Origin of the sequence: Ilumatobacter fluminis, from assembly GCF_004364865.1 — a bacterium.
GTDB lineage: Bacteria > Actinomycetota > Acidimicrobiia > Acidimicrobiales > Ilumatobacteraceae > Ilumatobacter > Ilumatobacter fluminis.
In genome coordinates this window covers 1,081,443-1,101,533 of the sequence record NZ_SOAU01000001.1, presented here as the reverse complement: position 1 = coordinate 1,101,533, position 20,091 = coordinate 1,081,443, and the positions used below count along the sequence as shown (strand labels likewise).

Sequence of the window (20,091 nt, the reverse complement as noted above, 5' to 3'; positions counted from 1 at the left end):
CAGCGGGGAAGCTGTCCCACATGAGCGAGACGGTTTCGCAGATCCCGTTCGTCGACTACCTCGTACTCGACGACGGCGCCCCCCACCTCCGTGCCCACGAATGCACCAGCTGTGGTGCCCGCTACTTCGATCGCCGCAACGCGTGCGCGGCGTGTTTCGGCACGGAGTTCGCCCCGGTCGACATCGCCACCGAAGGCATCGTGCGGTCGTTCTCGATCGTCACGTTCGCGGCCCCCGGCGTCGACGTGCCCTTCGTGGCGAGCGTGGTCGATCTCGACGGCACGACCGCCAAGGGCAACATCATCAACTGCCCGCCCGACCCCGAGCACGTCAAGCTCGGCATGAAGGTTCGCCTCGCGACGTACTCGATGGGCACCGACGACAACGGCGTCGAAGCCCTCAACTACGGCTTCGAGCCCGCCTGACCGAGCACGACCAGCAGACACCCGTTCGACGAGCACGACACACAGGAGCAGCACCATGAGCGCATCCGACGACATCTTCATCCTCGGCATCTCGATGACCAAGTTCGGCAAGCACCCCGACAAGGACGTCGTCGACCTCGGCTCCGAGGCGATCATGGCGGCACTGGCCGACGCCGGCGTCACCATGAGAGACATCGGCGTCTTCGCCGCCGGCAACCTCATGGGACGCGGCGGCATCGCCCAGCAGCTCCAGAAGCAGATCGGCCAGACCGGCATCCCCGCCTACAACGTGTCGAACGCCTGCGCCACCGGCGCCACGGCGCTCCGCACGGCGATCATGGCCGTGAAGGCCGGCGAGACCGACATGGGCCTGGCCTGCGGCGTCGAGAAGCTCGCCGGCGTCGGCCTGCTCGGCGCAGGGGGCCAGTCGAAGTCCGACGGCAACGAATGGGAGCGCAGCGGCCGCTACGGCGCCGTTGCCCCGGTCGACGGGCGCATCGGGACCGAGGCGATGCCCGGTGTCTTCGCCCAGGTCGGCATGGAGTACCTGCACGAGCACCAGTACGGTGGCACCGCCTTCGAACTGTTCGCCAAGATCAGCGAGAAGAACCACAGTCACTCCACGCTCAACCCGCTCGCGGCCTACTCCAAGGAGATGCCGCTCGAGCAGATCATGAACGACATCATGATCGCCTACCCGAACACTCGGCCGATGTGCTCGGCGAACTGCGACGGCGCCGCAGCCGCCGTGGTCGTCAGCGGCGCCAAGCTCCGAACGATGTCGCTCGAGCAGCAGCGCCGTGCCATCAAGGTGTCGGCGTCGATCCTCACGAGCGACCCGTACCAGGAGGCCTGTCAGGTACTCCCCGACGTGAACACGCTCACCCGGATGGCCGCAACGCAGGCGTACGAGCAGGCCGGCGTCGGCCCCGACGACCTCGACCTCGTCGAGTTGCACGACTGCTTCGCCACCGCCGAACTCGTCCACTACGACAACCTGAAGCTGTGCGAAGAGGGTGGCGCCGTCGACTTCTTCGAGTCGGGCGCTCCGTGGCGTGACGGCAAACTGCCGGTCAACGTGTCGGGTGGCCTGCAGTCGAAGGGGCACCCGATCTCGGCGACCGGCATCGCCAACATCTGGGAGATCTGCCAGCACGTTCGTGGCGAAGGTGGCCCCCGCCAGATCGAGGGCGCCAAGGTCGGCCTCGCCCACGTCATCGGCCTCGGTTCGGCGTGCGGCGTCCACATCCTCGAGAAGTCCGGCCTCGCGGCCTGACCGGACGAGCCCCGTGGCGCGCACGCCGCTGTCGGAGATGATCGCCGAAGCCAAGGCGGCGATCGAAGAGCTGTCCGTCGACCAGCTGCAGGCCGAGATCGACGCCGGCACGTGCACGGTGATCGACATTCGCGACGTTCGCGAGTTGTGGGACAAGGGGGCGATCCCCGGCGCCAAGTCGATGCCGCGCGGCATGCTCGAGTTCTGGTTCGATCCCGAATCGCCCTACTACCGCGGCGACGTCGGCTTCGACGACCGGTACGTCCTCCACTGCGCAGGCGGCCAACGCTCCGCACTGGCCGCCAAGGTGCTCCAAGACCTCGGCTACACCAACGTCGCCCACCTCGAGGTCGGCTTCAACGGGTGGGCGGCCGCCGGCGGCGCCGTCGACGAGGTGCACCCGAACCCCAAGTACTTCCAGCGCTGACCGGCGCACCGCGACCGTCGGCGGGAACGGCGGCACGAACACGACCGGGAGACCCGACATGACCCTGACCGACGCCGCCACGCCCGCGCCCTACCCGCCGGCACCGATCACCGACTTCGCCGGCCTCGTCGCCGTCATCACCGGTGGCGGCACCGGCATGGGTCGCGAACTGACGCGTCAACTGGCCGCGGCCGGCTGCGACGTCGCGATCTGCGACGTCTCCGACGAGGCAATGAGCGAAACGATCGAGCTCGCCTCGGCGGATGCGGAGTCGGCCGGTCGCGCCGGTGTGCGCCTGACCGCCTGCGTCGCCGACGTGTCGGACGCCGAGGCGATGAACGAGTTCGCCGCCCATGTCGCGAGCGAGTTCGAGACCGAGTCGATCAACCTGCTGTTCAACAACGCCGGTATCTCCGGCGCATCGAGCATCGTCACCGCCGATCACGCCGACTGGGATCGCGTCTTCGCCGTCACGTTCGGCGGGGTGCTCAACGGGATGCGCTCGTTCCTGCCGATGCTGATGCAGGCCGATCGAGGTCACGTGATCAACACGAGCAGCGTCAACGGCCTGTGGGCCTGCCTCGGCCCGACGGGCTCGCACAGCGCGTACAGCGCCGCCAAGTTCGCCGTTCGCGGCCTCACCGAGTCGATGCTCGTCGACTTCCGGATGAACGCACCGCACCTCACCGTGTCGGTCGTCATGCCCGGCCACATCGGCACGCAGATCGCACGCAACTCGATGATCGCCGCCGGCTACGACCCGAAGAACATGTCCGACGACGCCGTCGCACAACTCCGCCAGCAGATCGAGGACTCGGGCATCGATCTTGCCGGAGCCTCCGACGAGGACATCCGCAACCTGATGCAGATGCGGGCCGAACTGTTCGAGAACGCGGCACCGACGACCGCCGGCGAGGCCGCCACCGTGATGCTCGACGCGGTGAAAGCAAACACGTGGCGCGTCCTGATCGGTGACGACGCCGCAGCGCTCGACACCGCGCTGCGCGCCCAGCCGACCGAGGTCTACACCGAGTCGTTCATGGCCGGCCTGCAGGCCGACGGGCACTTCACCGGTGGCGGATTGATCGACGGCTGACCCGTTCGGGTGACACGGGCTTTCCCTGGGACACCGATGTCGGCAACAATGGTGTAAACGCTTTCAGTCGCGCCCCTGCCAATGACCCAGCAACGCAGCAGTCCGCCCGCCTCGCGGGCAACGATCGAAGACGTCGCCGCTGCGGCGAACGTCTCGGTCGCCACGGTGTCGCGCGCCCTGCGCGGCCTGCCGAACGTCGCAGCGTCGACCCGCAGCCGCGTCGTCGAGGTGGCCGGCCAGTTGAACTACCAGGCCGACCCGGCCGCTCGTCGGCTGGCCACCGGTCGCTCACATGCGATCGCGGTGCTCGTACCGTTCGTCAACACCTGGTACTGCGCCGAGGTGATGGCAGGTGTCGAGGCCGTCTGTGCCGAGGCCGGCTACGACATGGTCGTCATCGCGCTCCGCGCCGAGAACGGTGACCGACGCCCGATCGACGGCACCGAGGCGCTGCACCGACGGGTGGACGGGATCGTCGTCGTCGACGTCGCGCTCGAACCCGCCGAACTCGACGAGATGATCAGCCGCGGACTCTCCGTCGTGTCGATCGGGCCCCCACTGCCCGGCTGTGCCTCGACGGGCATCGACGACGTCGCCGTGGGCCGCATGGCGACCGAGCATCTGCTCGGCCTCGGACACCACCGCATCGCATTGATCGGCGACACCACCGACACCGTGTTCGGTTTCATGGTGCCGACGATGCGCCAGCAGGGCTACGAGGCGGCGCTGAACGCGGCCGGCGTCGAACTCGACGACGAACTGATCGTCGACGGTAGCTTCACGGTGCAGGGCGGCGCCGAGGCCTTCGACCAGTTGATGGCGCTCGACGATCCGCCGACGGCGATCTTCGCGATCGGCGACATCATGGCCCTCGGCGCGATGCAGCGGGCACGTGAGCTCGGCATCGACATCCCCGGCGACCTCTCGATCGTCGGCGTCGACGATCAGCCCGTTGCCGAAGTGTTGGGCCTGACCACGGTGCACCAGGACGTCGCCGAGCACGGGGCCCGTGTCGCTCGCTGGCTCGTCGATCTGTTGCGCGACGACGACCACTCGGTCGAACGCTTCATCGCGCCGATCACCTTGGTCGAACGCACGACGACCGCAGCACCAGCGACCGTCGTCGTCGGCTGACGAACCGGAGTCAGACGAGCGGGAGGAGTGCGCCGAGGAGGCTGCTCGCGCCGAAGCGGAACGTGGCGGGGGCGAGATAGTCGGCGCCCATCACCGACTCGGCCTGCACGAGGTAGGCGTCGGCCGCCTCAGCCGTGGAGATGCCGCCCGACGGCTTGAGACCGACGGTGCGACCGGCGTCGGCGATCGCGACGAGCATCGCGGCGACCGCCTCGGGCGAGGCCGATGTCGGCGACTTGCCGGTGGACGTCTTCACGAAGTCGGCGCCGTGTTCGATGGCGAACCGCGCCGCACGTTCGATCACGTCGACGTCGACGAGTTCACCGGTCTCGAGGATCACCTTGAGGTGTGCGTGGTCGCCCGTCGCCGCCTTCGTCTCGTCGAGCACGGCCGCACACCACTCGAGGTCGCCGGCAGCGAAGGCGCGATACGGCAGGACGAGGTCGACGTCGTCGGCCCCGGCGGCGACGACACGCTCGGTCAGGGTCCGAACCGCGAAGGGCCGCTCGTCGCCGGTCGGGAAGTTGACGACCGTCGCGACGTCGACGGTCGTGTCGGACAAGGCGGCAACCGCTCGCTCCACGAAGTCGGGCCACACGCACACCGCGGCGGTGCCGTGCTCGGCGGCGCGGGCGCACAACGCGTCGACGTCCGCGGCGGTGCACCGGTCGTCGAGGTTGGTCAGATCGACGAGGCCGATGGCGAGACGAGCACGAGCAGCATCCATGCCCGCGAGCCTACGCACTCGCCGCAGCCAACTCCGCCGGGCCGGGTCACCGGGTCAGGTGCCAGAGGTGACGGGTGAGGCACAGCCGAACCCGTTACCGGCGGTCACCTGACTCCGGGGTCCTGTGGTCTGGCCAAGAAGCTCGAGTGCTCCGGTTTCGCACCGGTCCCGGGTCAGGTGATCGACGGTAACGGCTCGTTCCTCGCCGTCACCTCTGACACCTGACCCGAAGCTCGTTCCTCGCCGTTCCCTTCGACACCCGACCCGGTGTTTCCTCAGGTGGCGCACTCGCTCTCACCGATTTCGGCGACGTAGGGACCCGTCTCGCCGAAGTCGATGTAGAAGTCCGGGTTGTCCTCGAACTCGGGGAAGGCGTCGAGTTCCTTCAGATCGGTACCGAGCGCCTTCGCCCCGCCGACCCGGTCGAGCCAGGTGCGGAACGTCTCCCCCGCTTCGCGCTCACCGGCGAAGCGTCGGATCACCCGCACCGCGGCCTCGGCCGCGTTCTTGGCCGGCAGGCGAGTCGCCTTGTCACCGAAGTGGATCTGCTCGTCGCCGACGTAGCCACCGAGCAACATCTGGTACCCGGGTGCCGACCGCCCGTTCGCACGACGCTCGGCACCGAAGAAGCCGATGTCGGCGACGTGGTGCTGACCGCACGAGTTCGTGCAGCCCGAGATGTTGATGCGGAGCCCGCCGACCTCGGCGAGCCCTTCCTCCTCGAGCCGGTCACCGATCGCCTTGGCGAGGCCACGGCTCTGGGTGACGGCCAGGTTGCAGGTGTCGGCGCCGGGGCAGGCGACGACGTCGCGCACCAGCTCGGCACCGGGCTGCGCCATATCGATCGCATCGAGTCGCTCGTACAGCGTCGGGAGTTGCTCGTCGGTGAGGTCGCGGAACACGACGTTCTGCCGGTTGCTGAGCCGGACGCCGGCGCCGAACTCGCGCTGGATCGCGGCGAGGGCACGGAACTGGTCGGCGGTGATGTCGCCGAGCTGGGCGTACGCGTAGGCGCTCACCGAGCCGTTCGCAGCGCCGCGGACGACGTTGGCATGGTGCCACCGAACGTACGGCGACAGGCCGCCGATCGAGACCGGGCGGGTGTCGATTCCCTGGCCGATCTTGGTGATCTCGCCGTCGGTCGTCGACCCGGCGGGATCGTCGCCGTGTTGCTCGACCTCGTCGGGGATGCCGCCGGGCCACGACGACGACGCCACGAGGAACTTGCGGCTGGCGAACACCCGCCGCTGCACCTCCTCGAAGCCGAGCGTGTCGACGAGCCACTTCATGCGGGCGCGCAACTTGTTGTCGCGGTTGCCGGCCTCGTTGAACACCCGCAGGATCGCCTCGATGGTCGGCATCAGCTGATCACGCGGCGTGAACTCTTCGAGCGCGAGCGCCGGATGCGGGGTCGCCCCGAGCCCACCGGCGACGTACACACGGAAGCCACGTTCCACGGTGCCGTCGTCGAGGGTGCGGGTCACCGCGATCACCCCGGCGTCGTTGAACATCGCCTGGCCGCAGTCGGTCGCGCAGCCCGAGAAGTTGATCTTGAACTTGCGGGGCAGGCGCTGACCGAGCGGGTTCCGCACGAAGTGCTGGTACGCCGCTTCGGCCCACTGGGTGATGTCGAGCACTTCCTGCGGGCAGGCACCGGCGAGGTGGCAGCCCTGGATGTTGCGCACGGTGTCACCGCAGGCCTCTCGGCTCGTGAGACCGACCGACGCCATGAGCTCCATCACGTCGGGGATGTCAGTGAGCTGCACGAAGTGGAACTGCAGGTTCTGGCGCGTCGTGATGTGCCCCCAGCCACGGCTGTAGCGCTCGGCGATGTGGGCCATCATCTCGAGCTGTTCCGGCGTCATCGATCCGTACGGCACCTTGACGCGCACCATCTGGTTCGTGCCACCCTGACGCTGGCCGTAGATGCCGTTCGTCAGTCGGAAGACGCGGAACACGTCCTCGGGCACATCACCCGACAAGTAGCCGGCGAGTTGGTCGCGAAACTTCTCGATGTCGGCCACCTGGCCGGCATCCCACTCCTCGACGGGGAGGACGTCGATGCCGTGTTCGTCACGGCGGTCGGTGTCGGGGCGGTCGAGAATCGTCATGAGGTTGCTCCTTCGACGAGCGAGGCGAGGACGGGCACGTCGCGGAGCACGTCGCGGGCGGCGACCTCTCCGACGACGATCACGGACGGGTTGGCGACGGGCTCGCTGCCGAGCCGGTCGAGGGTCAGGCGGTCGATGCACTGGTCGGGGCACGTGGCGTTCGTGACGACGGCGACGGGCATGTCGGGCCGCATGCCGCCGGCCACGAGCCGCTCGGCGATCGACCGGGCACGAGCGGCGCCCATCAGGATGACGAGGGTCGTACCGGCGTTGGCGAGCGCCGTCCAGTCGAGCTGGCGGTCGTTGTTCGGGTCCTGGTGGGCGGTCACGATGCTGACGCCGCTGGCGACACCGCGCATGGTGACCGGGATCCCGGCCGCCGCCGGACCGGCGACCGACGACGAGATCCCGGGGACGACTTCGACGTCGATGCCGGCGGCACGCAATGCTTCGGCTTCTTCGCCGCCTCGTCCGAACACGAACGGGTCGCCGCCCTTGAGCCGGACGACGGTCTCGTAGCGACGTCCACGGTCGACGAGGATGTCGTTGATCTCGTCCTGGCTGTTGCGGCGCGAACCCGGGGTCTTGCCGACGTCGACCAGTTCGGCCCACGACGACGCCGACGCCAGCAGGCGCGGGTCGACGAGCCGGTCGTGGACGATGACCTCGGCTCGGGCGAGCAGCGATGCCGCACGCAGGGTGAGCAGATCGGGATCGCCCGGTCCGGCGCCCACGAGATGGACGGTCATGACGGCACCTCCTGGTGCGTTGGGTCGTGCTCACCGTCGACGCCGAGCGCCCGGCGGAGCTGGTCGCGCGCGGCGTCGAGTTCGCCGGCGGCGACGAGATCGAAGAAGTGGTCGTCGAGTGCGTCGGTCCAGCCGTCGACCTCGGACGTGCCCCGTGCCTGCTGCACTTCGGCCCGCACCTCGGCGAGGACGTCGAGCGCCGCCCCGTGTGCGTCGGTGAAGAGCTGCTCGAGCCGGCGGCGCGCCCATTGGGCCATCGCCGGGCTCCGACCGTTCGTCGACACCGAGACCTGGAGCTGACCGCGCTGGACCACCGACGGCAGGATGAAGGCGCAGTTGGCCGGGTCGTCGGCCGAGTTCACCCACACGTTGGCGGCGTTGCCGTCGCGGGCGACCTGCCGGTTGACGGCGGGGTCGCTGGTCGCCGTGATCGCGATCGCGTACGAGGCGACCTCGCCGCGGCGGTACGGCCGCTCGTGCCAGCGAACGTCGGGATCCTCGGCGATCTCCGAGACGGCGTCGGGGGCGACGACGGTGACGTGCGCCCCGGCACGCAGCAGGCCGGCGACCTTGCGCGCCGCGACGGGTCCGGCTCCGACGACGAGCGCCCGCTTGCCGACCAGATCGAGGACGACCGGGTACGGCGCCTCGAAGACGCCGCTCACAGGTGGAGCCCGCATTCGGTCTTGGTGCCACCCCAGCGACCCGCACGACCGTCGGTGGACGGCTCGGTGCACGGCCAGCAGCCGATCGACGCGTAGCCGTCGTACTGGAGCGTGTTGACGATGACGTCGCGCTCGGCGATGTAGCGCTCGTACTCGTCGTCGGTCATGTTGGCCATCGGGTTGACCTTGACGAGGCCGCGGCGATCGATGGACACGATCGCTGCGTCGGCGCGCTCGGGGCTGTCGGCACGACGGACACCACTGAGCCAGGCGTCGACACGACCGGTCAGGTGCTGGTCGAGCAGGTCGACCTTGCGCGCTGCGCAGCAGGCGTCGGAGCCGTGTTCCCAGACGTCGGCAGCGTCCGCCGGCGGCCGCAGCACGGTCAGGTTCAGCGCATAGCGTTCCATCGCCCGCCGGACGGCGTTCAGGGTCTCGGCGAAGTGGAATCCCGTGTCGAGGAAGATCACCTCGACGTCGGGGGCGACCGACGTCGCGATGTCGATCAGGGTGGTGTCGGCGAAGGAGGCCGTCATCGCGAGGCGGGCGCCGAAGCGGTCGTGTGCCCAGGCGACGATCTCGCTCGGCGACGCCGTCTCGAGGCGGGCGTTGACGAGCGCGAGTTCGTGTTCGTCGAGCGACGGGCGGGATCGGAGGGTGACGGGGGTGAGGGTCTGCATCTGGGAGTTTGTCCGGATCATTCCCGACTAGGTTGGTCGGGATTTGCGACGACACTACGCTCGGGCCCGGTTCGATACAACATAATTCCGATCAATTTTGTCGGGTTTAAGTCCGGACAACCCGCTGACCAGGAGGAACAGGTGCGCCGATCGATCGACGACTACCCGGCGACGCCGGACGACATCCCACCGGGCTGGGAGGACGACCTCGCGCCGGTGTCGTGGGCGGTCGCCATCAGCGACGACTACGACGACGCCGAACCGCGCGTCGTGCTCACCGTCGAGGAGGTCGGCCAGGCCGGGGCCGGGCTCGTGACCCACCTCTCCCCCGACGTCGCCCGCCGCCTCCGGGTCGCCATCGCCGACGCCCTCAAAGAAATCGGCGAACCCGCCTGACCCACCCCCGCCGAACCCCGCAAGGCGTGAACAGTTTGCGCACCGGGTGCGCAAACTGTTCACGCTTCGGTCGGGTCGGGGTGGGGGTACGGTCGGGTTGTGGAGATCTCGGTCGAGGAGCGACGGCGGCGGCTGGCGGTGCGGCACCTGCTCACGCCGAACGCTCGGGTCGACACCGTCGACCAGGTCGCCGAGGCACTGGTGGCCCTCCACTCCTCCGACCCGGTGACGGTGTACCTGTCGGCGGCGCTCCGTCTCCGTCAGCCCTCGATCGACACAGTCGACCGAGCGCTCTACGACGACCGGCGACTGCTGCGCCACCACGCGATGCGCCGCACCCTCTGGGCGATGACTCCGGCGACGACGGTCGCCGCCCACGCCGGATTCACCCGCAAGATCGCCGCCGCCGAACGACGACGGACCGGCAAGCTGTTCGGCCTCGACGAGACCGGCATCGACGACGCCATCGAGCGGGTGACGACCGCCGTGCATGAACACGGCGGGCCGATCAGCACCCGTGCGGTCGGAGAGATCCTTCCCGACCTGGCCGAACCGCGGCCCGTCAACCAGGGCACCAACTACGGCGGCACGATGGCCGTCCACACCCGAGCACTGCTCGTCGCCGCGTTCGAGGGGCACATCGCGCGAGGACGGCCCGCCGGCACCTGGATCGCATCGCAGTACGACTGGTGGCCGGTCGAATCGTGGGTCGGACGACGCCTCGACGACCAGGACGACCACGACGAGCTCGCCGGAGCAGCCGCGGTGATCGGAGCGTGGCTCGCCACGTCCGGACCTGCCACGCTCGACGATCTCGTGTGGTGGACCGGGTCGACCAAGACGCTCGTCCGCCGTTCACTCGAGCAGATCGAGGCCGTCGAGGTCGTGACGAACGACGGACGGACCGACGTCACCGGCTACGTCCTCCCGGACGACGCGCTCGACGGGATCACCGGCGCCGACCCCGGACCGTGGGTCGCTCTCCTCCCGGGGCTCGATCCGACGGCCATGGGGTGGAAGCAGCGGGCGTGGTACCTCGACGACGAGACCAACGCCCGCGTGACCGACCGGAACGGCAACATCGGCCCGACCGTGTGGGTCGACGGCAGCGTCGTCGGCGGCTGGGCGCAGCGACCCGACGGCACGATCGTCCACGACGTCGAGCTGGCAACGCTCGGTGGCGTCCACCACGACCTCCTCGACGCCGAGATCGATCGACTCCGAGCCCTGGTCGGCGACACGCGGTTCACGCCACGTTTCCCGAGCCCCAACCAGAAGCAACTGCTCGCCTGACCCTCCGGTGCCGAGCGCTCAGCCACGGGGGCGGCGAGGCATGAACACGCTGTCGAGCCTCGCCGACCCGATGTCGAGGTCGGCCCAGTCGCCGTCGAACGACATCGAGACGATCGCGCCGGTGGGGAGCTTGCGCGTTAGCTGGTCGCGGTCGGCGGGGTCCCCGTCGCGGACGAGCCCGCACGCCAGGTCCTGCAGCGTCGGGTTGTGGCCGACGACGATCAACGAGGCGTGGTGGGCACCACGCCGACGGATCCGCTCCAGGAGTGACCGGGCGTCGTCGTCGTAGACGCCACGGTCGTGTTCGACCGCTGCGTCGTCCGGCAGCGACGAGCGGAAGCCGGCGAACGTCGACTCGGCCCGTCGGGCCGTCGAACACAGCACGACGAGGGTGGGCAGATCGAGGGCGGCGACGTGGGTCCGCATCGGTTCGAGGGCGCGCTGGCCCCGAGGAGCGAGCGGGCGGTCGTGGTCGTCGAGCGACTCGTCGTCCCACGCCGACTTCGCGTGCCGGACGAGCACGAGCCGACGCACGGCGTCAGACCGCCGGGATCTGTTGGGTGATGCAGTGGATGCCGCCACCGCCGAGCGCCAGGATCTCACCGATGTCGAGCCCGAACGTCTCACGGCCGGGGTACTGCTCGGCGATGATCGCGATCATGTCGTCGTCGGCCGCGTGGCCACACACGGGCACAGCGACGAAACCGTTGCCGACGTAGTAGTTCAGATACGGGACCGGGACGCGCTCGCCGTCACGCTCCCGGAACGGCAGCACCGGCACCTCCACGACCTCGACGGTACGGCCGCGGGCGTCGACCCAACCGTCGGCGATGCGGCGGTTGACGTCCATCAAGAGGTGGTCGGGCTCGGCCGGGTCGTCGCATCCCTGCACGACGAGCACGCCGGGGCGGGCGAACGCTGCGACATTGTCGACGTGGCCGTCGGTGTCGTCGTCGAGCGCCAGACCGTGCGGCAGCCACAAGACCGACTCGGCGCCGAGTGCTTCCGCCATCACGGCCTCGATCTCGCGCTGGGTCTTCGACGGGTTGCGGTTCGGGTGCATCAGGCACTGGATCGTCGTGACGAACGATCCCTCACCGTCGGTCGAGATGGACCCGCCCTCGAACACGAGGTCGACGCTCCGCACGTCGTGCCCGGCGTGCTCCGCCCAGCGCCGAGCGACGGCGGCGTCGTCGTCCCACGGCGGGAACTTCTCGCCCCACGCGTTGAACGCGAAGTCGACCGCGGTGCGCGAACCGTCGTCGTCGGCGACGTAGATCGGACCGCTGTCGCGGAACCACGAATCGTCGATCGGGATCTCGACCACCTCGACGTTGCCCCCGCACCGTTCGGTCGCGTCGTCGCCGGCGCCGGGTGGGGCGATCATCGTGACCGGTTCGAACGCGGCGATCGCCCGCGCGAGCTCGGCGTGTGCGTCACGGGCCTCGTCGAGACGCTCGCCCGGATACAACTCGGTGCGGGTCGGCCAACAGATGACCGTCCGTTCGTGAGGACCGAACTCCCCCGGCATGCGCGCCGTCACAGCGAACCGCTCCGTCGGCCGGAGCTCCCGTCGAGGGTGAGCAGCGGGCCGTAGAGGTCGGGGCGGCGGTCGCGGAACAGGCCCCACGAGTGCCGCATCTCCTTGAGTTCGTCGCGGTCGAACGTCGCGGTGAGCACCGCCTCGCTCGTGCGGTCGGCCTCGGCGACCTTGGCACCGGTCGGATCGGCGATGAACGACGAGCCGTTGAACGTGATCTCGCGTCGGCCGAGCGTGTCGTCGCCGCGTCCGACCTCGTGGCCGATGCGGTTGGCCGCGACGAGCGGGGTCAGGTTGGCACCGGCATGTCCCTGCATGACCCGCTGCCAGTGACCGGCCGAGTCCCAGGTCGGGTCGGGCGGTTCGGTGCCGATCGCCGTCGGATAGAAGAGGAACTCGGCGCCCTGCAGCGCCATGGCCCGAGCGGCTTCGGGGAACCACTGATCCCAGCAGATGGCGACGCCGATCGTGCCGAAGCGGGTCGGCCACACCCGGAAGCCCGTGTCGCCAGGGTTGAAGTAGTACTTCTCGGTGTATCCGGGACCATCGGGAATGTGGCTCTTGCGGTAGGTGCCGAGTACCGAACCGTCGGCGTCGACGATCACCACCGTGTTGAACGTCGCCTGGCCGGCGAGTTCGTACACACTGATCGGCAGGACCACTTCGAGGTCGCGTGCGACGGCCCGGAAGTGTTCCACCGTCGGGTGTCCCTCGATCGGCAGGGCTCGCCCGAAGTGCTCGGGGAGCTGGTCGATGCAGAAGTAGGGTCCCTCGAACAGCTCGGGGATGAGCACGATGTTCGCGCCCTGACGGGCGGCATCGCGCACGAGGCGTTCGGCGGTCGCCACGTTGTCGTCGACCGAGTCGGTCATCGCCATCTGGATCGCTGCGAGGGTCGTCACATCCGTGAGACTACGCCCGCAGGACGAGGGGTAGCGTCGGCCTCATGGCGACGATCGCGGAGCCCCCGTACCGGCCGTGGCTCCAACGCGGGTTCGTGGTCGACGGCGAGTTCCGCTGGCGGCTCGGCACCCGCCCACTCGACCTCGACGACTGGATCGAGTTCGACGTCGACGGTGCCGACTGGGTGGCCGAGAAGGCCGACGTGATGCGACACCACGCCGACACCGCGTTCGCTGCGATCGACGGGATCGAACCCGACTGCCAGGAGATCGCCGACGCCCTCGTCGACCACCTCGTCCGAACCGCACCCGAACGGACCGATTCGACGCAGCTCGACCCATCGCTGCACCCGCTCGATGCAGCGGCTCGGCTGGTGCCCGACGATCTCGTCGTGATGGTCGAGCGCGACGGCGAGCTGGTGTTCGGCGGCGGTTCGGTGTGCTTCCCGAACCGGTGGGATCTCCGATCGAAACTGGGCCGATCGATGGCCGCCGTCCACGCACCGGTCGCACAGCTCAACGAGCAACTCGAGCAGGCGGTCGACTCCTTCTTCGATCGGCTCGAACCCGACCGATCGTTCTGGCGTCTCGGCTGGGGCATCCTCGATACGGCCGACGGCTACGCGCCCATCGACGGCACGGCTGCGCCACGTCCGGCCCATCCGACGATCGACGACCTGCACGTACGGGTCGAACGCGAGACGCTCCGGCGGTTCCCCGTCCACCGGTCGGTCCTGTTCACGATCCGCACCTACGTCACCCCGCTGGCGACCGTGCTCGACGACGCCGACGACCGCCACGCGATCGCCCGCATCGTCGACGCCATGCCCGACGACGTCCGCGACTACAAAGACCTCTCCGCCACCATCCGCACCCACCTGGTCGGTTGATGTCAGACATCAACCGACCGTCCTACACACTCGCCCCCGCAACGCTGGTCGGTTGATGTCTGACATCAACCGACCGCCGTCACTCAGCGGTTCTTCCAGGCGACGGGGCGTTTGGCGAGGAAGCTCTGCATCGCTTCCTTCGAGTCGTCGGTGAGACTGGTCATGATCTGGTTGCGGTTCTCGATGTCCATGCCGGCAGTGAGGCTGGGGATCTCGAGGTTGGCCCAGAGCACCTCCTTCGTCATCCACGTGCCGAACGGACTGTTGCCCCGGATCTCCTCGGCGACGCCCATGCAACGATCGACGAGCTCGTCGGCCGGCACCGACCGGCTGACGATGCCGAGCCGATCGGCCTCCTCTGCGTCGAACACCCGGCCGGTCAGGATGAGCTCCCATGCCCGTGAGGCACCGATCAGGCGGGGCAGCAGCCAGCTCACGCCCATGTCGCAGCCGGAGATGCCGAGCCGGATGAAGGCGGTGCCGAACTTGGCGGTGTCGGCGCAGTAGCGGATGTCGCAGGCCAGCGCCCACGCCAGTCCCCCGCCGGCGGCTGCGCCGTTGATCGCGGCGATCACCGGCTGACGAACACCACGGATGCGATGCACCACCTCGGCGATGTGCTGCTGGACGGCGAAGCCGCGCTGGGCGTGTCCGAACTCCTCGGTTCCCGGCACCACGCCATAGCCCTTCAAGTCGAGTCCGGCGCAGAACGCACGCCCGGCACCGGTGAGGATCACCGCTCGGCAGTCGTGATCGGCATCGACAGCGTCGAGTGCCTCGTGCATATCGGTGACCAACTCGAGGTTGATCGTGTTCATGTCGTCGGGCCGGTTCAGCGTCAACCGCGTGACGCCATCGGCCGGGTGGTCGATCAGGACGGTGTCTCCCATCCGCTCATCGTCGCCGACCGGCCAGCCAGTATCCGACTCGGAGGGCCGCGTGTACGTCTCGATACGAGCGACCTCACATCGTGAGGACGAATCTCACGCCGTTCCAGATGTCCGGATCGCACGATCACACCGGGATCGAACGACCGGAACGAGTCAATCCGATACAGGAGGAACACCATGACCACGACGACCGAATACGACACCCTCGTCGAACAGACCGGCACCATCGTCGAACGATCCCCCGGGTCCAGTCGGCTGCGAGTGCGTGCCGCCACGCCCGAGGATGCGCCCGCGATGTGCACCATCCTCGAGGGCGACCAGGTCCTCGACGGAACCCTGCGCATCCCGCACACGACCGAGGCCTCGACGACCGAGTCGCTCCGGCAACACGCCAACCAGCAGGTGCTCGTCGCCGTCGACGGCGACGAGGTCGTCGGCATGCTGGTGCTGGTCACCCACCTCGAGGCCCCGCGCTTCCACCACGTGGCCCACATCGATCTGGTCGCCACCCACGAGGACCACCGGCATCGAGGTGTCGCATCGCTCCTCATCCGCTCGGTGATCGACATGGCCGAGCAGTGGATGGCGATCGAGCGACTGGAACTGATCGTGTTCGCCGGAAACGAGGGGGCGATCCGTCTGTACCGCCGGCTCGGCTTCGAACACGAGGGAACGATGCGGTCGTACGCCTTTGCGCGCGGCCGCTACACCGACGCACACATCATGGCCCGACTGACGTCGACGAACCGGCCATCGACCACATCGTGAGCCGCCGAGGCAACCGAGGACGCCCACGGCTCGGTGCCGCACCCTCGACCGTCGAATCCGTCCGACTCGATCCCGACCTCAAGGAGCGACTCGTGCAGCGCGCCGAAGACGAAGGTGTCGCCGTCTCGAAGTCATCCGACAGGCACTCCGCCATCACCTCGAAGCCAGCTGACAACCGCCGATCGCCGGCCCGAGAAGCGCATATCGACATCTCCCGTAACCGCCAGCGCCAACTCAGGAACCGGCACGGCGAGCGGCACGACGACGGCGACTGTCGGTCACGTTCGGTGAGCACGCTATGAGCGCTGCCGGTGACACGTTCCGCTCCGCCGTCGTGCCGTTACCGGATGAGTCGAGAAGTCGGATTCAGCGACGTTCTGGGCGGTTCAGAGGAGCGTGATCGCGAAGTCGAGTCTGAGCTTGCGCGCCGTGGGCCACTTGCGATCGGTCGTGATCAGTTCGTCGACTGACCGTCGTGCTGCGGTCGCGAGGACCAGCGCATCGGGGAGTCGCAGCGACCGGTGTCGTGCACACAGGTCGGCCGCGGCGAGCGCCGTGTCGGCGTCGAGGTCGACAACGTCGATCGGGAGGCGGTCGAACAGGTCCTGTACAACAGCGACGGCTCGGGTTCCACGTCGTGACGGTCCGACGAGACATTCGGCGAACGCTGACGCAGCCATCGCCAGCCGGTCCCCGGCGCGCTGAGCGGCAGTGAGCGCGGTAGTCGCTGCGCTGTGGTGGGCGTCGTTCGAATCGAGGAGCCCGATCACGACGCCGGCGTCGAGATGGATCAGTCCCATTCGTCGCGCAGGGAATCGAGCTCACGATCGGCGTACACGCCACTCAGTGCGCCAGCGAACTCAGAGACGACGTCTTCTTCGCGCTCGAGGACGACGCGTCCCGGACCATCGGCGCGGGCGACGAGGCGCTCGCCGGCTTCCAGTCCGGCGGCGCGAAGCTCCGCAGCGGGGATGGTGATCTGGTTCTTGGAGCTGATGGTCGTGGCGCCCCGACGTCGTTCCTTTACATTCCCCACAAATGTAAAGCTAACGCTGCGCCGTGCGTGTCGCAACGGCGATCTTGCATTCGCGAGGCTCAGCCTGCTCGACCGATCAACATCGACCCGCTCCTGAACGACCGAGCTGGGCCTGCGTGCGTCGGGGACACCCGACCGGCACGACGATCGCTGTGACTGGACGACCGCAGACGACCGTCGGTGGTCGCGTTACCGAGTGGGTCGTGACGCCGTAGCGCTCCGCCGAGGTGCCGAACCGTGCGTTGATTCGTGCCCGGGACGGGGCGTGTTATGTGCGGGCGAGGATGAGCATGCGTTCTTCGATGGTGGCGGGTGCGGGTTCGATGTGGTGGTGGATGCCGGCGGTGTCGAGGATGTGTTCGACGTCGGCGGGGGTGGTGTCGGCGACGCGGACGGTGCGTCCGTCGAGGATGACGGCGGTGCCGGCGGCGTTGAGTGCGGCGAAGGCGTCGGCCCAGTTGTCGGTGTGAACGACGGCCGCTGTGGTGTTGCCGATGATGTCGGTTTCGGTGCCCTGTGCGACGAGCTCACCGTGGGACATGAGCAGGAGCCGGTCGCATTCTTGGGCTTCTTGCATGTAGTGGGTGGAGACGAGGACGCCGACGCCGTTGTCGGATTGGGCGCGGATGGTGTCCCACAGGCGGGCTCGGGCGAGGGCGTCGACGCCGGAGGTGGGTTCGTCGAGGAGGAGGAGTTCGGGGTGGTGGGCGAGGGCGGCGGCGAACGCGGCTTGGCGTTGGGCGCCGAGTGGCATCGCGCCCACGAGGGTGTCGCGGTAGTCGGCGAGTTCGTCGGGGACGGGTGGTGGGGTCACGCCATAGGAGCCGGCGATGAAGTCGAAGTTCTCGGTGACGGTGAGGTCGCGGTAGAGGCCGAGGTTCTGGGGGACGTAGCCGAGTCGGCTGCGTCGTTGTCGGTTGGGGTGTCCGCCGAGGAGGGTGACGTGGCCGTCGCTGGTGGCGAGGACGCCGAGGAGCATGCGGATGAGGGTGGTCTTGCCGGCGCCGTTGGCGCCGAGCAGTCCGACGACTTCGCCGGGGGCGACGTGCATCGTCACTTGGTCGACGGCGGTGAAGTTGCCGAATCGTCGGGTGACGGCGTCGGCCTGCACGAGTGAAGTTCCACTCATGTCGGGGTGCCGGCTGGTGTGGTGCGGGCGAGGGACAGGGCGATGACGATGTCTTCGAGGTCGGGGTCGACGACTTCTGCTGTCGGGGGTGGGTCGTTGTCGGGCCAGTATTCGTGGCGGTGGTGGCCTCGGCGCCATGACCATTCGGGTCGGCTGGGCGTACCGCGGGTGACGGTGCCGTCGAAGTGATCGCGGACCTGTTGGTAGGTGCCTTCGGTGAGGATGTGGCCGGCGTCGAGGACGTGGAGTTGGCCGGCGCGTTCGGCTTCGTCGAGGTAGGTAGTGGACATGATCACGGCGGTGCCGCCGGCAGCGGCGGAGGCGATGAGCCGCCACAGGTCGATGCGGCTGACGGGATCGACGCCGGTGCTCGGTTCGTCGAGCACGAGCAGGTCGGGCTGGTGGACGATGGCCATGCAGAACCCGAGTTTGCGGCGCATCCCCCCGGAGAGCTGTGAGGCGAGACGGTCGGCAGCATCGGTGAGATCGGCCGCGCCCAGCAGCTCGCTGCGGCGGGTGTCGAGAGCGTCGCCGGTGAGTCCGTAGACGCCGCCGGCGAAGTCGATGTTCTGGGCGACGGTGAGCGACGCCCAACTGCCCGACGACGCCGGGAGGAACCCGAGGCAAGGCTTGTCCGGGGCGCGCACCTCACCGGAGTCGAGCGCAACCTCGCGGACGAGGGCGCGCAGCAGGGTCGTCTTGCCGGCGCCGTCGCCACCGACCAATGCGACAACGGTCCTGGCGGGGACGTCGACGGTGACGTCGTCGAGCGCGGTCACACCACCGAAGGTGACGGTGGCGTTATTGACCCCGAACGTCACGACGCCACCGCCGACGCGTCGGTCGACGGTGCCGGCGCACCATCGTCGTCGTTGTCGTGGTGTCCGCCGGGGGCGAGGTCGCGACGGAAGCGCAGGGTGGCGGCGGTGAACACGACGACGGCCATCACGGTGAGGATCAGGAACGACGACCACAGCGAGTCGATCGAGGCGCCGCGCAACATGATCCCTTGGGAGATGATCGTGAAGTAGGTAAGGGGCAGCAGGTAGCCGATCCAACGGACCCCGGCCGCCATCGCGTCGAGCGGGAAGATCATCCCCGACAAGAGGATCTGGGGCATCAGGATCATGAACGCCGCCTGAATCGCCTGCCCGGTCGTCTGGGAGATCGTGGAGATCAGCACCCCGAGTCCGAGGACCACGAACAAGAAGATCGCCGCACCGATCGCGAACAGGGCGACGTTGCCGACGAAGGGGACGTCGAACAACAGCACACCGAGCACCGTCACGACGATCATGTCCAGACCGGCGAGCAAGAAGTACGGGCTGATCTTGCCGAAGATCACCGTCGAGGGCCGGATCGGCATCACCGCCAACTGCTCCAACGTGCCGGCCTCGCGTTCGCGCACGAGGCCGATCGAGGTGATGATCGTGCCGATGAAGGTGAGGATCAACCCGATGATCGCCGGGACCATCACCCACGACGTCGTCAGGTCCGGGTTGAACAAGATGTCGATGGTGACGTTGTCGCCGGCCTGGCTCAACACCGCCACGCTCGACTGGGCGGCGAACAGGTTCGACCCGTCCACCAGCGCGGTTGCCGGCATCTCACCGGTCACGATCGCCACGTCGACGTCGTTGTCGACCAGCATCTCCTCCGCGTCTGACTCAGTGTCGTCGACCTCGACGGTCGTGACGTCGAAGTAGTCCGGCAACTGGCCCGCGACCTGTTCGGCCTGCGGGCCGACCACGGCGGTGTCGACGGAGGAGACGGTGAAGTTGGCGGCGTAGCCGAAGATCACCAGCAACAGCAGCGGCAACACCACCAGCATCGCCAACGTCCGCCGATCACGGACGAGCTCGCGGAACTCCTTGATGATCATCGCCTTCATCGGCCGGCATCCTTCCTCGTCGAACGCCGGAACTCTACGCAGGTTGAGTTTCTCGGGCAAGCACTA

General features: G+C 68.5%; 23 protein-coding genes. 9 read left to right on the top strand and 14 right to left on the bottom strand.

The genetic code is table 11. The features are described 5' to 3' along the window. Nucleotides 1–20 precede the first annotated feature (20 nt). The 5 genes from BDK89_RS04895 to BDK89_RS04875 all read left to right on the top strand — a co-directional run bounded on the left by BDK89_RS04895 (nucleotide 21) and on the right by BDK89_RS04875 (nucleotide 4,358). Nucleotides 21–425, top strand: a complete 405-nt coding sequence (locus tag BDK89_RS04895; protein WP_133867878.1) for a Zn-ribbon domain-containing OB-fold protein — start codon at nucleotides 21–23, stop codon at nucleotides 423–425. A 55-nt stretch (nucleotides 426–480) separates the two neighbouring features. Then, on the top strand, nucleotides 481–1,701 hold the full coding sequence (locus tag BDK89_RS04890; RefSeq protein ID WP_133867877.1) for a thiolase family protein: 1,221 nt from the start codon (nucleotides 481–483) through the stop codon (nucleotides 1,699–1,701). 13 nt (nucleotides 1,702–1,714) lie between these two features. Further along, a complete protein-coding gene (locus BDK89_RS04885) occupies nucleotides 1,715–2,128 on the top strand; it encodes a rhodanese-like domain-containing protein (protein ID WP_133867876.1) in 414 nt (137 codons plus the stop codon). A gap of 58 nt (nucleotides 2,129–2,186) precedes the next feature. Next, the gene (locus BDK89_RS04880; RefSeq protein ID WP_208293969.1) at nucleotides 2,187–3,224 is read left to right on the top strand and encodes an SDR family oxidoreductase; all 1,038 of its coding nucleotides are present in this window, start codon (nucleotides 2,187–2,189) and stop codon (nucleotides 3,222–3,224) included. A gap of 81 nt (nucleotides 3,225–3,305) precedes the next feature. Continuing rightward, a complete protein-coding gene (locus BDK89_RS04875; RefSeq protein WP_133867875.1) occupies nucleotides 3,306–4,358 on the top strand; it encodes a LacI family DNA-binding transcriptional regulator in 1,053 nt (350 codons plus the stop codon). A 10-nt stretch (nucleotides 4,359–4,368) separates the two neighbouring features. On the opposite strand, the gene deoC is transcribed toward BDK89_RS04875, so the two are convergent. The 5 genes from deoC to BDK89_RS04850 all read right to left on the bottom strand — a co-directional run bounded on the left by deoC (nucleotide 4,369) and on the right by BDK89_RS04850 (nucleotide 9,290). After that, the gene (deoC, locus tag BDK89_RS04870) at nucleotides 4,369–5,085 is read right to left on the bottom strand and encodes a deoxyribose-phosphate aldolase (RefSeq protein WP_133867874.1); all 717 of its coding nucleotides are present in this window, start codon (nucleotides 5,083–5,085) and stop codon (nucleotides 4,369–4,371) included. A 275-nt stretch (nucleotides 5,086–5,360) separates the two neighbouring features. Beyond that, nucleotides 5,361–7,196 carry a nitrite/sulfite reductase gene (locus tag BDK89_RS04865; protein ID WP_133867873.1) on the bottom strand — a complete coding sequence of 612 codons (1,836 nt, stop codon included), beginning with the start codon at nucleotides 7,194–7,196 and terminating at the stop codon, nucleotides 5,361–5,363. Then, nucleotides 7,193–7,945, bottom strand: a complete 753-nt coding sequence (cobA, locus tag BDK89_RS04860; RefSeq protein ID WP_133867872.1) for a uroporphyrinogen-III C-methyltransferase — start codon at nucleotides 7,943–7,945, stop codon at nucleotides 7,193–7,195. Before cobA ends, BDK89_RS04865 begins: the two co-directional genes overlap by 4 nt. After that, a complete protein-coding gene (locus BDK89_RS04855; RefSeq protein WP_133867871.1) occupies nucleotides 7,942–8,625 on the bottom strand; it encodes a precorrin-2 dehydrogenase/sirohydrochlorin ferrochelatase family protein in 684 nt (227 codons plus the stop codon). Before BDK89_RS04855 ends, cobA begins: the two co-directional genes overlap by 4 nt. Beyond that, nucleotides 8,607–9,290 (bottom strand): phosphoadenylyl-sulfate reductase, encoded by a 684-nt coding sequence (locus BDK89_RS04850; RefSeq protein ID WP_133867870.1) that lies wholly within the window; start codon nucleotides 9,288–9,290, stop codon nucleotides 8,607–8,609. Before BDK89_RS04850 ends, BDK89_RS04855 begins: the two co-directional genes overlap by 19 nt. Before the next feature lie 141 nt (nucleotides 9,291–9,431). Between BDK89_RS04850 and BDK89_RS04845 the strand changes: the two genes are divergently transcribed. Together BDK89_RS04845 and BDK89_RS04840 are read left to right on the top strand one after the other, a co-directional pair. Then, nucleotides 9,432–9,686 carry a hypothetical protein gene (locus BDK89_RS04845; RefSeq protein WP_133867869.1) on the top strand — a complete coding sequence of 85 codons (255 nt, stop codon included), beginning with the start codon at nucleotides 9,432–9,434 and terminating at the stop codon, nucleotides 9,684–9,686. Nucleotides 9,687–9,785: 99 nt separating this feature from the next. Further along, nucleotides 9,786–10,979, top strand: coding sequence for a winged helix DNA-binding domain-containing protein (locus BDK89_RS04840; protein ID WP_133867868.1), 1,194 nt, complete (start codon nucleotides 9,786–9,788; stop codon nucleotides 10,977–10,979). An 18-nt stretch (nucleotides 10,980–10,997) separates the two neighbouring features. Here BDK89_RS04840 and BDK89_RS04835 read toward each other — a convergent pair whose 3' ends face one another. From BDK89_RS04835 to aguB, 3 genes are read right to left on the bottom strand one after another with little or no spacing between them, the layout of a single operon-like run. Continuing rightward, nucleotides 10,998–11,513 carry a SixA phosphatase family protein gene (locus tag BDK89_RS04835; protein ID WP_166657385.1) on the bottom strand — a complete coding sequence of 172 codons (516 nt, stop codon included), beginning with the start codon at nucleotides 11,511–11,513 and terminating at the stop codon, nucleotides 10,998–11,000. Nucleotides 11,514–11,517: 4 nt separating this feature from the next. Further along, nucleotides 11,518–12,522, bottom strand: coding sequence for an agmatine deiminase family protein (locus BDK89_RS04830; RefSeq protein WP_208293968.1), 1,005 nt, complete (start codon nucleotides 12,520–12,522; stop codon nucleotides 11,518–11,520). Continuing rightward, on the bottom strand, nucleotides 12,519–13,421 hold the full coding sequence (gene aguB, locus BDK89_RS04825) for an N-carbamoylputrescine amidase (RefSeq protein WP_243839095.1): 903 nt from the start codon (nucleotides 13,419–13,421) through the stop codon (nucleotides 12,519–12,521). Before aguB ends, BDK89_RS04830 begins: the two co-directional genes overlap by 4 nt. Nucleotides 13,422–13,465: 44 nt before the next feature. Here aguB and BDK89_RS04820 point away from each other — a divergent pair, with 44 nt between their 5' ends. After that, nucleotides 13,466–14,311, top strand: a complete 846-nt coding sequence (locus BDK89_RS04820) for a heme-dependent oxidative N-demethylase family protein (RefSeq protein WP_133867866.1) — start codon at nucleotides 13,466–13,468, stop codon at nucleotides 14,309–14,311. A gap of 83 nt (nucleotides 14,312–14,394) precedes the next feature. Here the strand turns inward: BDK89_RS04820 and BDK89_RS04815 are convergent, their stop codons facing one another. After that, nucleotides 14,395–15,201 carry an enoyl-CoA hydratase/isomerase family protein gene (locus BDK89_RS04815; RefSeq protein ID WP_133867865.1) on the bottom strand — a complete coding sequence of 269 codons (807 nt, stop codon included), beginning with the start codon at nucleotides 15,199–15,201 and terminating at the stop codon, nucleotides 14,395–14,397. A gap of 177 nt (nucleotides 15,202–15,378) precedes the next feature. Here BDK89_RS04815 and BDK89_RS04810 point away from each other — a divergent pair, with 177 nt between their 5' ends. Next, nucleotides 15,379–15,969, top strand: coding sequence for a GNAT family N-acetyltransferase (locus BDK89_RS04810; protein ID WP_133867864.1), 591 nt, complete (start codon nucleotides 15,379–15,381; stop codon nucleotides 15,967–15,969). A gap of 386 nt (nucleotides 15,970–16,355) precedes the next feature. Here BDK89_RS04810 and BDK89_RS04805 read toward each other — a convergent pair whose 3' ends face one another. The 5 genes from BDK89_RS04805 to BDK89_RS04785 form a co-directional block, all read right to left on the bottom strand. Next, complete coding sequence (locus BDK89_RS04805; protein WP_133867863.1) at nucleotides 16,356–16,769, bottom strand: type II toxin-antitoxin system VapC family toxin; 414 nt, start codon at nucleotides 16,767–16,769, stop codon at nucleotides 16,356–16,358. Then, on the bottom strand, nucleotides 16,760–17,005 hold the full coding sequence (locus tag BDK89_RS04800; protein WP_133867862.1) for an AbrB/MazE/SpoVT family DNA-binding domain-containing protein: 246 nt from the start codon (nucleotides 17,003–17,005) through the stop codon (nucleotides 16,760–16,762). The genes BDK89_RS04805 and BDK89_RS04800 overlap by 10 nt, the downstream gene beginning before the upstream one ends. A 268-nt stretch (nucleotides 17,006–17,273) precedes the next feature. After that, nucleotides 17,274–18,134, bottom strand: a complete 861-nt coding sequence (locus BDK89_RS04795) for an ABC transporter ATP-binding protein (protein WP_133867861.1) — start codon at nucleotides 18,132–18,134, stop codon at nucleotides 17,274–17,276. Then, complete coding sequence (locus BDK89_RS04790) at nucleotides 18,131–18,955, bottom strand: ABC transporter ATP-binding protein (protein WP_133867860.1); 825 nt, start codon at nucleotides 18,953–18,955, stop codon at nucleotides 18,131–18,133. The genes BDK89_RS04795 and BDK89_RS04790 overlap by 4 nt, the downstream gene beginning before the upstream one ends. Next, nucleotides 18,952–20,025 (bottom strand): ABC transporter permease, encoded by a 1,074-nt coding sequence (locus BDK89_RS04785; protein WP_133867859.1) that lies wholly within the window; start codon nucleotides 20,023–20,025, stop codon nucleotides 18,952–18,954. The genes BDK89_RS04790 and BDK89_RS04785 overlap by 4 nt, the downstream gene beginning before the upstream one ends. Nucleotides 20,026–20,091: the final 66 nt, after the last annotated feature.

Bases quoted from the DNA above. Each gene is read 5' to 3' on its own strand.
- BDK89_RS04820 (WP_133867866.1), top strand. From the start codon at position 13,466: ATGGCGACGATCGCGGAGCCCCCGTACCGGCCGTGGCTCCAACGCGGG.
- BDK89_RS04855 (WP_133867871.1), bottom strand. From the start codon at position 8,625: ATGCGGGCTCCACCTGTGAGCGGCGTCTTCGAGGCGCCGTACCCGGTC.
- BDK89_RS04795 (WP_133867861.1), bottom strand. From the start codon at position 18,134: ATGAGTGGAACTTCACTCGTGCAGGCCGACGCCGTCACCCGACGATTC.
- BDK89_RS04865 (WP_133867873.1), bottom strand. From the start codon at position 7,196: ATGACGATTCTCGACCGCCCCGACACCGACCGCCGTGACGAACACGGC.
- BDK89_RS04850 (WP_133867870.1), bottom strand. From the start codon at position 9,290: ATGCAGACCCTCACCCCCGTCACCCTCCGATCCCGCCCGTCGCTCGAC.
- BDK89_RS04880 (WP_208293969.1), top strand. From the start codon at position 2,187: ATGACCCTGACCGACGCCGCCACGCCCGCGCCCTACCCGCCGGCACCG.
- cobA (WP_133867872.1), bottom strand. From the start codon at position 7,945: ATGACCGTCCATCTCGTGGGCGCCGGACCGGGCGATCCCGATCTGCTC.
- BDK89_RS04875 (WP_133867875.1), top strand. From the start codon at position 3,306: ATGACCCAGCAACGCAGCAGTCCGCCCGCCTCGCGGGCAACGATCGAA.
- BDK89_RS04810 (WP_133867864.1), top strand. From the start codon at position 15,379: ATGACCACGACGACCGAATACGACACCCTCGTCGAACAGACCGGCACC.
- BDK89_RS04890 (WP_133867877.1), top strand. From the start codon at position 481: ATGAGCGCATCCGACGACATCTTCATCCTCGGCATCTCGATGACCAAG.
- BDK89_RS04805 (WP_133867863.1), bottom strand. From the start codon at position 16,769: ATGGGACTGATCCATCTCGACGCCGGCGTCGTGATCGGGCTCCTCGAT.
- BDK89_RS04815 (WP_133867865.1), bottom strand. From the start codon at position 15,201: ATGGGAGACACCGTCCTGATCGACCACCCGGCCGATGGCGTCACGCGG.
- BDK89_RS04785 (WP_133867859.1), bottom strand. From the start codon at position 20,025: ATGAAGGCGATGATCATCAAGGAGTTCCGCGAGCTCGTCCGTGATCGG.
- deoC (WP_133867874.1), bottom strand. From the start codon at position 5,085: ATGGATGCTGCTCGTGCTCGTCTCGCCATCGGCCTCGTCGATCTGACC.
- BDK89_RS04895 (WP_133867878.1), top strand. From the start codon at position 21: ATGAGCGAGACGGTTTCGCAGATCCCGTTCGTCGACTACCTCGTACTC.